Here is an 11,755-nt window from a genome sequence, read left to right as displayed (position 1 = left end):
TTACAACAATACCTTTTACAGTAAGAGAAAGGGAACATATGTCGGTACTCGACGAGTTGGTGGCAGGAGCGGTCGAAGACGCCAAGGCGCGTGAAGCCGAGGTAAGCCTCGAACAGATCAAGCGGATTGCGGCTCATGCGGCCGAACCGCTTGATGCCACTCGATGGTTGAGACAAGCCGACGGTATTCCCGTAATCGCTGAAATCAAACGCGCTTCGCCGTCCAAAGGGCATTTGAGCGATATTCCCGATCCCGCGGCCCTTGCCCGTGAATATGAGGCAGGTGGGGCGAGTGCGATTTCATGCCTGACGGAAGGTCGGCGTTTTCTGGGGTCGCTTGATGATTTCGACAAGGTCAAGGCTGCGGTAAGCATTCCGGTATTGCGTAAGGATTTCATCGTCACCGACTATCAGATCTGGGAGGCTCGCGCTCATGGAGCGGATATCGTGTTGCTTATCGTCGTCGCGCTCGACGACGATAAGCTCAAGCATCTGCTTGATCTGGCGCATGAGCTGAAGATGACCGTTCTGGTCGAGACGCACACGCGCGAGGAGATCCAGCGGGCCATTGCCGCCGGCGCTCGTGTGATCGGCATCAACGCACGTAACCTCAAGAATCTGTGTGTCGATGTGAGCAGATACCAGGAGCTTGCCTCCAATCTGCCGGATGACGTCATCAAGGTTGCCGAATCCGGCGTATTCGGCGCGGTTGAGGTCGAGGACTACGGCCGTGCCGGTGCCGACGCGGTGCTGGTCGGTGAGGGCGTCGCCACAGCAGACGACCATATTCTTGCAGTGCAACGACTAGTGAAAGCAGGGTCACAGGTGAAAACAAGCGAATCCACTCCATTGAGCGAGCATCAGGGTCCATACTGGGGTCAGTTCGGCGGCAGATACGTGCCGGAAGCGCTGATTACCGCGTTGGATGAGCTTGAACGTGTATACGAGGAAGCCAAGGCCGACCCGGAATTCCACAAGGAGTTCATGACGTTGCAGAAGCGCTACGTCGGCAGGGAAAGCCCACTGACAGAGGCTCCGCGCTTCGCCGAACTGCTTAAGGAGAAGACCGGCATTTCGCCGCGAGTGTTCCTCAAGCGCGAGGATCTCAACCACACTGGTGCGCATAAGATCAACAATGCGCTCGGTCAGGCGCTGCTGGTCAAGCGCATGGGCAAGACCCGCGTCATCGCCGAGACCGGTGCCGGCCAGCATGGCGTGGCAACCGCCACGGTATGTGCGATGCTCGGCCTGAAATGCCGTATCTACATGGGGCAGATCGATGCCCGTCGTCAGGCGCTGAATGTGGCCCGCATGCGGATGCTTGGAGCCGAAGTGGTCGAAGTCACTTTGGGCGATCGCATTCTTAAGGACGCGATCAATGAGGCATTGCGCGATTGGGTCACCAATGTCAAAGACACGCACTATCTGCTTGGCACGGTGGCCGGACCACATCCATTCCCGGCCATGGTCCGCGACTTCCAGAAGATCATCGGAGAAGAGGCCAAGCAACAGTTGCAGGATTGGTACGGCATCGATCATCCGGATGCGATCTGCGCCTGCGTAGGTGGTGGGTCCAACGCCATCGGCATCATGAACGCCTTCCTCGATGACGATCGTGTGAACCTGTACGGCTACGAGGCCGGCGGCAATGGCCCGGAATCCGGCAGGCACGCCATTCGTTTCGCGCCCGGTACAGGCCAATTGGGCATGTTCCAAGGTGCAAAAAGCTATCTGTTGGAAACATCCGAAGGCCAGACTCTCGACACATATTCCATTTCCGCGGGTCTCGACTATGCGTCGGTCGGGCCCGAGCATGCATGGCTTAAGGAGATCGGCAGAGTCAACTATTCCTGGGCCACCGATGAGGAGGCCATGAACGCCTTCCGTGATCTGAGCCGTACAGAGGGCATCATCCCCGCTATCGAGAGCTCCCACGCCGTAGCCGGCGCATATAAGGCGTGCGAGGATCTGAAAACCAAGGGGTATACGAATCCGGTGATCATCATCAACATCTCCGGTCGAGGCGACAAGGACATGGCCACGGCTGGCAAGTGGTTCGGCTACCTGACCGATGATCAGGCCAAGGCTCTCGAAGTGACGGGCGCGCACGGCGATACCGTTGCATGATGATGAATCGTGAGGAATGAAGGACCGAATATGACTAACGAAGCAAGCACACCATCAGGCCAGCCCTTGGGCATCAGCCATAAGCCAAGCAGAACCAGGGCGATGTTTACCGCATTGAAGGCGCAGAACAAGCCGGCTTTCATCGGCTATCTGCCATATGGATTCCCCAATCCGGATGATTCGCTGACCGCTTTGAAGACGATGGTCGAGCATGGTGTCGACGCGGTGGAGATCGGTCTGCCGTATTCCGACCCGGTTATGGATGGTCCCGTGATCCAGGCGGCCAGTCAGATCGCATTGGACAACGGGGAACGAATCGCCAATGTTTTCAGAGCCGTGGAAACCGTGGCAAACGCCGGCGGCGTTCCGCTCATCATGAGCTACTGGAATCTGATCTACCATTATGGTGTGGAACGGTTCGCCACTGATTTTGAGAATGCCGGCGGCGCGGGGCTTATCACACCGGATCTGATCCCGGATGAGGCCGGCGAATGGATAGAGGCGTCCGATCGGCACGGACTTGACCGTGTCTTCCTCGTTTCCCCTGATTCGACCGATCAGCGTCTTGACATCGTCGCCAGAAACGCCCGGGGCTTTGTGTATGCTGCGGCCCGTATGGGCGTTACCGGCGAACGTTCCACCATTGACGCCTCGCCACAGGCGTTGGTGGAACGTACTCGTAAGGCCGGGGCGGAGAATGTTTGTGTAGGCATTGGCGTGTCCACCGCAGAACAGGGCAGGAAAGTCGGATCCTATGCCGATGGTGTGATCGTCGGTTCCGCTCTGGTGCATACGCTGCTCAATGATGACGGCAGGACGGCACGTGATAGTGCCGAAGGCCTTGCTTGTCTGGCATCCACAACCGAAGAGCTTGCCGAGGGCATCCACGGAGCGCGTATATGACGACACTTGCCTATATTCCCTCGCCGGGATTCTCGAAGTTCCAGATCGGGCCAGTTACTATCCGCATGTATGCCGTATGCATTCTCATCGGCGTATGCTGTGCTGTCTGGATTCTTACCCGGCGCTGGAAGCGAGCCGGCGGCACATTCGATCAGGTGCTCGACCTTACACTGGTGACGGTGCCCTGCGGTTTGGTCGGTGCCCGTCTATACCACTGCTTGAGCACGCCGGCCATGTATTTCCCTCCAACAGGTAATCCAACGAGCATACTGAAGGTCTGGGAAGGCGGCATGGCCATTTTCGGTGGCATTATCGGAGGAGCCCTGGCGGCATTCCTATGGTGCCGCCACAAGCGGTACCCCTTTGCATTGTTGCTGGATTGTCTGGCTCCGGGTTTACTCGTTGCACAGGCCATCGGGCGTTTGGGCAACTGGTTCAATCAGGAACTGTATGGTAAGCCGACCACATTGCCCTGGGGCTTGAAGCTCAATGAGAAGAGCGATGCCATCGGTCACAGCGAAATCTGCTATCAGGGTACAGCCTGCCCAAGCGGGACGCTGTTCCACCCGACGTTCCTGTACGAAATGATCTGGAACCTCATTGGCGCCGTGCTGATCGTCTGGATCGGCAACATCTACGCCAAGCGGCTTCGCGCCGGCCAACTCGCGGCACTGTACATGGTTTGGTACGGATGCGGGCGCAGTTGGATCGAGGAAATCCGTATCAACTATTCGACTGTTATCCTTGGCCTGCGTACCAACACGTGGACGGCTATTCTGGTCGCGCTATGCGGGGTTGCGCTGTTCCTCGTGCTGAAACGGTATGGGAAAACATATGATGAACTTACGGCGAAGCTTTGTGCTGTCACCGGTGACGAGCTTGAACGTATGAGCCAGAAATCCACAAAATGACCCTAGTCAACAGTAAGGTAAGTGATTATGAGCATTGAAATCGCACCTAGCATCCTGTCCGCCGACTTCTGCAATCTTGAGCGTGACCTCAAGGCCATCTCCAATGCAGATTTGGTTCATGTCGATGTGATGGACCATCATTTCGTCCCGAACCTGACGCTGGGCGAGCCGATCGTCAAGCGCATCTGCGAAGTCACCGATCTGCCGGTGGACGTACATCTGATGATCGAAGATCCCGACCGCTGGGCACCGGAGTACGCCAAGCTCGGTGCCGCTTCCGTGAGCTTCCATATGGGAGCCACCCACGCTCCGGTGCGTCTGGCCCGCCAGCTGCGCGAGATGGGGTGCAAGGCATGTTTCGCAGTGCGTCCCGCAGAGCCTGTCGAACCGATTTTCGATATCCTCGATGAGTTCGACATGATTCTTATCATGACAGTCGAGCCTGGTTTCGGCGGCCAGAAGTTCCTTGATAATCAGATGGGCAAAGTTCGTCGCCTGCGTGACGAGATCACCCGTCGTGGTTTGAAGACCAAGATTCAGGTCGATGGTGGTGTAAGCCCGAAGACCGCGCATATTGTAGCCGAGGCTGGTGCCGATGTGCTTGTTGCAGGCTCCGCGGTATATGGCGCGCCGAATCCAGCTGAAGCCATCGACTCCATTCGTGATAAGGCCGCAGCGGCCTACAAGGACTGAAGGAAATTATGAAGACATTCGAATCGTTGTTTGCAGAACTGTCCGAAAAAGCGAAGACTCGTCCGGAAGGATCGCTTACCGTTGATGAGCTTGATAAGGGCACACACTTCATCGGCAAGAAAATCGTCGAAGAAGCTTCGGAGACATGGATCGCCGCCGAATATGAAGGCGCCGATCGCACTGCCGAAGAGATGAGCCAGTTGCTCTATCACGTGCAGGTCATGATGATCAAGCACGGTCTGACGCTTGAAGACGTATATAAGCATCTGTGATACGCGGCCGGCCAATAGCCGGCATAATGTTCAAGCCGTAAATACTAGAGAAAGAAAGAAATGCTGCGAATCGCTGTTCCGAATAAGGGTATGCTGTCTGAGCCAGCATGGAACATGCTAGCGGAAGCGGGGTATCGCCTGCGGTCCAACCCGCGTCAGCTTGTCGTGGAGGATCGCGATAACGATGTGGAGCTGTTCTACTTGCGTCCGCTCGATATTGCCGTATATGTCGGCAGGGGAACCATCGATGTCGGCATTACCGGTGAGGATCTGCTGAAGAATTCGGGCACCGAGGCTGTGGAACATCTTCCACTTGGCTTTGGCTCTTCCACATTCCGTTTTGCTGCACCGAACGAGTCCTCCATTACAGAGCTCAAAGACATCGATGGCAAGCGTGTCGGGACCTCGTTCGACAAGCTGGTTCATGACTATCTGGTCGAGCAGGGGATCAATGCTGAAACCATCCACCTGGATGGTGCTGTGGAATCATCCGTGCAGCTTGGCGTTGCGGATCTGATTGCCGATGTGGTGTCCACCGGCACTACGCTGCGTAATGCCGGCCTGCGTATTTTCGCGGATCCGATTATGCACTCCGAGGCATGTCTGATTCGCAGTCCGCGTCTGGATGAGCATGACGAACGACTCACCATTCTAAGCCGTCGTCTTCAAGGCGTGCTTACCGCTCAGCGCTATGTGCTGATGGATTACGATATTCCGGTGTCCAAGGTGAGCGAGGCTGTGGCTGTCACGCCAGGCTTCGAAAGCCCGACGATTTCCCCATTGCATGACAAGCAGTGGAGCGCGGTGCGTGTTATGGTGCCGAGGGCCAAAGTGAATCACCTGATGGATAAACTGTATGAAGTCGGTGCACGTGGCATTATCGTCACGGCACTGCAGGCCTCCCGCATCTAAAATATTGGACGATATGAGCGAACACATTCACAAGTCAACATACAGTCCGGAACCACGTGACATCATTTTCACCATTCCGAATGCGCTAAGTTTGCTGCGTATTATCTCCATACCCATTGTGGCGTGGCTGATTTCACGGCATAGCATGATAGTGGCTTTGATTGTGTTCGCTTTTTCCGCCATCACGGATTTCCTTGACGGCACGTTGGCCAGGAAACTCAATCAGGTCAGCAAGCTTGGGCAGATTCTCGACCCATGCGCTGACCGGTTGTTGATTTTCTGTACAATACTCGCGCTTGGCGTTGCGGGGATAATACCATGGTGGATTTTCATTGTGGTTGTGGCGCGTGACGTCATCATGGGTATCGAAATTCTTTGGCTCGCACAATATGGCTATGGGCCGTTACCCGTGCATTTCGTCGGGAAAGCGGCAACGGCGCTGTTGATGATCTCCATGGTCGCTCTGGTAGTGGCCGATATCGGCATAGGCGCGCCATCGCGTATCCTGCATCTGTTTGCACTGGCCGTTGGCATCTGGGGCGTGGTGCTCTACTGTCTTGCCGGATTCATTTATCTGTGCCAGGGGAGTGGCGTCATTCGCAAGGAGCTGCGTGCACGGAAGGAAGCCAGGCGATGAACGGCGTGGAGCCGATGCCAGCTTCATATCCCGCGGAGGAGTCTCGTGATGCCAAACATCGTCGCGCGGTCTTCTCCCATTCCTTTGCCGGTCTTATATCGCAGCATGCCGCTCCTGAAGACATTTTCACGCGAGAGCGTGAACGGCGCCACCGTATCCGTGAAGACGACTCTCTTCGGTTAATCGACGATCTGATTAACCGACCTGTTGATCCGATGTTCCTGGATTCCAATCTTGGCAGGCATAATAATTCCCCATTTGCGATCTGGGTCACGCGAATCGTCTGTTTCGTGGTGTGCATTGCAGTGGGTTTTCTTGGGAGCCTGTTTGTTCAGCAGCTTCACTCCGATCCTCGTAGGGCAGTTCGCTCCAGCTTGGCGAAAGAGCTTAAGGAATCGCAGAAATCCCTCGACGGTCTTTCGGACGACGTTTCCACGCTTCGTAGGCAGGTCGATGAGCAAGCGAAGAAAGTCGCCCAAAATGGTTCCAACAATACGTTGATGAAGGACGAAATGGCTAGCGGCCAATTGGCTGTGCGCGGCGAAGGCATCATACTGACGGTGGCCAATCCGATTGCGGCGACCAACGACAATAACGGTGCAACCCCTCGAGAAAGTTCCGGAAGCCGCCTTCGTGTGGTTACGGATTCCGATCTTCAACAGCTGGTCTCCATACTGTGGCGTTCGGGTGCGGAGGCAATCAGCGTCAACGACGAGCGTCTCGGGGCACAAACCTCCATACGCACGGCGGGCAACACCATTCTGATCGGGCTGAATGCGGTGGACAGCCCGTATCGTATCAAGGCGATTGGCAATAAGCACGAGTTGGCCCAGTCCGTCAGCCGCTATGATCTCGGTACGCTGTACACCATATTCGACCAAGCTGGAATAAGCTTGCAGGTGCAACAGTCAAAAGAGCTTACACTGAAAGCGGCCGTTATTTCGGATGTCAACTATGCAAGGAAGGCTGAATAGATGGCAGCAGTATTGGGATTGATCATCGGTGTGGTGGTCGGTGTTTTCGTCAGGCCGGATATTCCCGTGGCCATACAGCCTTATCTGCCGATTATGGTCGTAGCTGCATTGGATGCCTTGCTGGGTGCTGCACGTGCCTACTTTGAACGTCGTTTCTCCGACCGTGTGTTCATCATCTCCTTCTTCGCCAATGTGCTCACCGCTACGTTGCTGGTATTGCTTGGTAATCAGCTTGGCGTAGGCTCGCAATTGCAGACGGCCGTCATTGTGGTACTCGGCATCCGTATCTTCTCCAACGTGTCCGCTATCCGCCGCTTCATCTTCCGAGGATGATCATGGCAAGGCGAGGTAGGCGTGGCGACAGGCGTAATGCCATAAGCGAGTTGAAGGAACGCAACGAGACGGAACGCCGTAATGACGATACCGCAACAGGCTCTTTCCCGCAGGTCCGTGGGCGGAAGGGAAAGCGGGAGCTAAAGGGTGCATCGGATTTTCGTGTCCGTGCATCTTCCGCCATTCTCATCACATTAATGTGCGCTCTGCTCGGATTCGGCTACATGACCCAGATCAATAGCGGCCCATCCACATATGAAACGATGAGCGAAGACGAACTGGTGCGTCTGATCAATGAAACCAGCACACAGGCGCAGAATCTGGAGCAACGCAAGAATCAGCTTTCTCAGCAGCTTTCTAGTTTGAAAGCCGCCGCGGATCAACGTGCGCAGGCGCAAAGGATCGCCAACCAGAATAAAGAAACCAGTGGTATCATTTCAGGTCGTCTTCCGGCCCAGGGCAAAGGGGTGATGATCACCATCGGTAAGGGGAAAGACAAGGACATTGACGCTTCGACGATGTTCACTCTGATCGAGGAGCTGCGAAACGCCGGAGCAGAAGTCATTGCCATCAATGATGTTCGTGTCGTCACTTCCACCTCGATCTGGGCTGACGAAGATGGCTCCTTGGAATGCGATGGCATTCCGCTGACCGCTCCATATAAGGTGCGAGCCATAGGAAACCCTTCGGATCTTCAGAATGCGGTGAATATTGCTGGCGGCATTGGATCCCGATTGAAGGTAATGTACGGAGCTAAGGTTACTGTGAAGCAGTCGGATAGCGTACAAATCGACGCAACCCGAGAACCTTCCACAAATAACTACGCAAAGACGGTAGAATAGCGAGTATGACTGAACCGATTCCAAGCGCAGGCGAAACCACGATTATTGGCATGCCTGCCATCACCATTCCTGTAACTGCAACCGCAACCAGTGATCGTCCGTTGACTGCGGAGGACTTGGACACCATTGCACGGTTGTCCGACGATACGGCGTTGTTGATTTCGACAAGAGGGGCCGTATCCGGATCCCGGTATCTGCTTGACGAAGATGAAGTGACCGTTGGCCGTGACCCGCATTCCGATATTCTGCTGGACGATTCCACGGTTTCCCGTGCCCATGCGGTGTTCCGTCGCATGAATGGGGCGTTTACCGTAGTCGATGCGGGATCGCTGAATGGTACATATGTGAACCGGCAGCGGATCGATCATGCCCAGTTGAAGAACGGGGATGAAATCATGATCGGTAAGTTCCGCCTGGTCTTCTTCACCAAGTCGGCTATTGTAGCGTAGTCGGTTCTTTGCCTGGGCATGTGCTGAGCATTCCCAGGCAACATGAATGAGTAACAGGCCGGTTCTGGCATCATCAGCTGCAAGGCGGTGACCATGACACAAGGTGAGGGACTGCATCTGCACGTGCGTCTTGAAGATCGTGACAATCTGAATGAGTATGCCATGCAAGGCGAATTATTCGGAGTCGACGATGCCGAGTCAGACGCACGAGGCTACCGGGGGAGTATCGCTTCCAAGGTTGCCGGTATCACCTACCGTCAACTTGATTATTGGGCGCGTAAGCAGATCGTCGCTCCATCGATCACTCCGTCGCATGGTTCCGGGTCGCGCCGTTTGTACTCATTCAAGGATGTGGTGATTCTTGCCGTTTCCAAGAAACTCCTTGATGCCGGAGTGAACCTGCAGAACGTGACCACGGCCATTGGTTTTTTGATGCAACGCGCCTCGTCCCAGTTGGAGCATATCACCATCATGTGCGATGGCGAGCAAGTGTATGAGTGCACGTCCAATGAACGGATGATGGAACTGCTGGCCAGTGGTCATGCGGTTTTCGCCGTTTCCGTTGGTTCGCTGTGGCATCAGGTTCGAACTGCCTTGGAACAGGAGGATTCAGTGGACGTCGGACGACGAATCACACAATCCGGATCCAAGCAATCTGTTGATGATCTAACCGCAGCGCGTATGCGCAGAAACCATGAGGTACGGCATCAGCCGCGCCAGTCAGCGTGATATGGATATTTTGCCAATCGTATTATGGGGGATAGGCGTAGTCGTCTCCGTAGGTGTATGTGTTCATGCCTTGATTTCCGGTAAATACCGCAACAAACACACGGAACCGGATGTCACGCCACCGTCGATGACGACGGTCATCGAGCATCTGGTTTCGGTGATCTGCTTTCTTACGGCCCTGATTATTGCCACGTTCAACATCGATTTGTATGCGCAGCCAATGCGTGAGTTCTATCGGTATGCCATACCGATAGGCGGCGGGCTGGCGATCGTTTTGCTGGGATTGCAGATCGTTTTATTGTATATGCAGTCGCGGCGGGCCATGCGAACGGAGATGAACAGGCGTCTCAGCAGACATACACGATGATTCCGCGGAATGCACGATGCGAATGCCGGCTATGACCGGTACATATCAAGATGCAATACACTCCGGGATCATCGGTGGCGTTCCTAGGGCGGCCGTTACACGGCATGTAGCTATTGCATCTTTTTTATTCTGTGGGGTGAGCAATGCGTATTGAGGGAGGAGGCTCAAATTGTAATCTGACATAACGTACATTATCGGCTATTTGGGGATACTGCTGCATCCTAATGATTTCGGGGGTTTGCCGGGTGTTATTCGGTATGACTCAATATCGGTTATGTTCTGTTCATCACACGTCGCATTCCATGACGTGCCAGATCCGATGCGCCAGAATACATACGAATTCGGCTCGGAAGATATGCAGTCGATTTTCCGAGCCGAATCTCCAGATGCTTGATCAGTTTGCGAAATATTGTACAACCGCGTCGTGCAACTCATCGACATGATCGATGACACGATATGCGCCATGCTCAGCCAGTTCACCAGGCTCGGCATAGCCCCAGCCGCATCCCAGGCAATCCAGCCCGCATGCTTGAGCGCCATCGGCATCAGTCCAACGGTCTCCGACCATCAGCGCGCGATCAATGGCACGATCGAATCCTATATGGTCGAAGCAGTATTCGATGACCTGTTCCTTAAGCAATCGTGAATTGTCTTTGGACGCTCCGTAAATACCATCGACCATTTCAGTGACGCCGAATCGATCGCAGATCGGCTTGGCCTGATATTCAGGCTTGCAGGTGGCCACGGCCAGATAGTATCCGTCCGCGCGCAATGCTGCAAGCTGTTGCGGGATACCGTCGAACACCGTATTGACATAACGTCCGGCAACCTTGCAACCCGGATTATTCGGATCATCGAAAATATCACGCTCGCCATAGAATTCTCGGTACAAATCAACGCCATGCTCCAGCTGATCGTCAGGAACATGATTGCGCTGCAATGAACTGATGATGGGCGGGCCGACGAAGCGCTGCAATTCAGCGGCGTCCGGCACAGGCATGCCTAATGCCTTGAATGTCTCCTTGACGCTGGCAAGAATACCTTGTGCGGAATCAGTGAGCGTGCCGTCAAGATCAAGCAGAACGACTTTCTTCGGTACGGTTGACATGGGTCTCTCTCCCCTGTTTTCTTTGTGGACTTATATGATGATCCGGCTGCGTCATCTGAATTGCAAAGAACGCAGCCGGATCACAACGCATCATTCGTAATCGGGAATCCAGCCATCGCGATGCATCTGCAGACGCTTCTCCAAAAGCTCGGCCAATTCCTTTTCGTCACGGCGTTCAAGCAGCATATCCCAATGGGTTCGAGTAGGCTTGGAGATTTCGTTGGCCTTGTCCTCCTCGCCCTCAAGTCGAGCCACGGAACCGCAATGGCATTCCCATTCATTAGGAATTTCCGCCCCTTCGGCAAACGGCAAAATAGTGCGATGCCCGTTGGGACAGATATACGCTACTTCTTCGCGGGCGGCGAAATCGACATTCTGATCGGATTCCAGCGACTTGGCGCCGATGCTCATGCCCCTAAGGCTACGTTCTGCCATATTGGTGATTCCTCCTTATGTACTGTATCCACAGTACGAAACAGTTCGGACGATTGATATATTC

15 protein-coding genes are annotated in these 11,755 nt (G+C 54.7%); 13 read left to right on the top strand and 2 right to left on the bottom strand.

The window, feature by feature from the left end; translation table 11 throughout:
- Positions 1–38 precede the first annotated feature (38 nt).
- From BBAG_RS04265 to BBAG_RS08115, 13 genes are all read left to right on the top strand, one after another.
- A complete protein-coding gene (locus tag BBAG_RS04265) occupies positions 39–2,126 on the top strand; it encodes a bifunctional indole-3-glycerol phosphate synthase/tryptophan synthase subunit beta (RefSeq protein ID WP_003826440.1) in 2,088 nt (695 codons plus the stop codon).
- A gap of 30 nt (positions 2,127–2,156) precedes the next feature.
- Entirely contained in the window at positions 2,157–3,029 is an 873-nt protein-coding gene (trpA, locus tag BBAG_RS04260) for a tryptophan synthase subunit alpha (RefSeq protein WP_033508141.1), read from the top strand.
- On the top strand, positions 3,026–3,940 hold the full coding sequence (lgt, locus tag BBAG_RS04255; protein ID WP_003826438.1) for a prolipoprotein diacylglyceryl transferase: 915 nt from the start codon (positions 3,026–3,028) through the stop codon (positions 3,938–3,940). The genes trpA and lgt overlap by 4 nt, the downstream gene beginning before the upstream one ends.
- Before the next feature lie 27 nt (positions 3,941–3,967).
- Positions 3,968–4,633, top strand: coding sequence for a ribulose-phosphate 3-epimerase (rpe, locus tag BBAG_RS04250; protein ID WP_003826437.1), 666 nt, complete (start codon positions 3,968–3,970; stop codon positions 4,631–4,633).
- A gap of 8 nt (positions 4,634–4,641) precedes the next feature.
- Positions 4,642–4,905: a phosphoribosyl-ATP diphosphatase gene (locus BBAG_RS04245; protein WP_003826436.1), complete on the top strand. Its 264-nt coding sequence runs from the start codon at positions 4,642–4,644 to the stop codon at positions 4,903–4,905.
- Between the two features lie 60 nt (positions 4,906–4,965).
- On the top strand, positions 4,966–5,817 hold the full coding sequence (hisG, locus tag BBAG_RS04240) for an ATP phosphoribosyltransferase (RefSeq protein ID WP_003826435.1): 852 nt from the start codon (positions 4,966–4,968) through the stop codon (positions 5,815–5,817).
- Positions 5,818–5,830: 13 nt separating this feature from the next.
- Positions 5,831–6,454 carry a CDP-alcohol phosphatidyltransferase family protein gene (locus BBAG_RS04235; protein WP_003826434.1) on the top strand — a complete coding sequence of 208 codons (624 nt, stop codon included), beginning with the start codon at positions 5,831–5,833 and terminating at the stop codon, positions 6,452–6,454.
- Positions 6,451–7,428, top strand: a complete 978-nt coding sequence (locus BBAG_RS04230; RefSeq protein WP_003826433.1) for a DUF881 domain-containing protein — start codon at positions 6,451–6,453, stop codon at positions 7,426–7,428. The genes BBAG_RS04235 and BBAG_RS04230 overlap by 4 nt, the downstream gene beginning before the upstream one ends.
- Positions 7,429–7,761 carry a small basic family protein gene (locus BBAG_RS04225; RefSeq protein ID WP_003826432.1) on the top strand — a complete coding sequence of 111 codons (333 nt, stop codon included), beginning with the start codon at positions 7,429–7,431 and terminating at the stop codon, positions 7,759–7,761.
- On the top strand, positions 7,758–8,603 hold the full coding sequence (locus BBAG_RS04220; RefSeq protein ID WP_003826431.1) for a DUF881 domain-containing protein: 846 nt from the start codon (positions 7,758–7,760) through the stop codon (positions 8,601–8,603). Before BBAG_RS04225 ends, BBAG_RS04220 begins: the two co-directional genes overlap by 4 nt.
- Before the next feature lie 5 nt (positions 8,604–8,608).
- Positions 8,609–9,052 (top strand): FHA domain-containing protein, encoded by a 444-nt coding sequence (locus BBAG_RS04215; protein WP_003826430.1) that lies wholly within the window; start codon positions 8,609–8,611, stop codon positions 9,050–9,052.
- Positions 9,053–9,145: 93 nt separating this feature from the next.
- A complete protein-coding gene (locus BBAG_RS04210; RefSeq protein ID WP_003826429.1) occupies positions 9,146–9,781 on the top strand; it encodes a MerR family transcriptional regulator in 636 nt (211 codons plus the stop codon).
- The gene (locus BBAG_RS08115; RefSeq protein WP_152595270.1) at positions 9,747–10,148 is read left to right on the top strand and encodes a hypothetical protein; all 402 of its coding nucleotides are present in this window, start codon (positions 9,747–9,749) and stop codon (positions 10,146–10,148) included. Before BBAG_RS04210 ends, BBAG_RS08115 begins: the two co-directional genes overlap by 35 nt.
- Before the next feature lie 394 nt (positions 10,149–10,542).
- On the opposite strand, the gene BBAG_RS04200 is transcribed toward BBAG_RS08115, so the two are convergent.
- Positions 10,543–11,256 carry an HAD hydrolase-like protein gene (locus BBAG_RS04200; protein ID WP_003826427.1) on the bottom strand — a complete coding sequence of 238 codons (714 nt, stop codon included), beginning with the start codon at positions 11,254–11,256 and terminating at the stop codon, positions 10,543–10,545.
- 90 nt (positions 11,257–11,346) lie between these two features.
- Positions 11,347–11,691 (bottom strand): RNA polymerase-binding protein RbpA, encoded by a 345-nt coding sequence (locus BBAG_RS04195; RefSeq protein WP_033508144.1) that lies wholly within the window; start codon positions 11,689–11,691, stop codon positions 11,347–11,349.
- Positions 11,692–11,755: the final 64 nt, after the last annotated feature.

It is taken from the genome of Bifidobacterium angulatum DSM 20098 = JCM 7096, from assembly GCF_001025155.1.
Taxonomy (GTDB): domain Bacteria; phylum Actinomycetota; class Actinomycetes; order Actinomycetales; family Bifidobacteriaceae; genus Bifidobacterium; species Bifidobacterium angulatum.
This window is presented reverse-complemented; position numbering and strand designations above follow the sequence as displayed.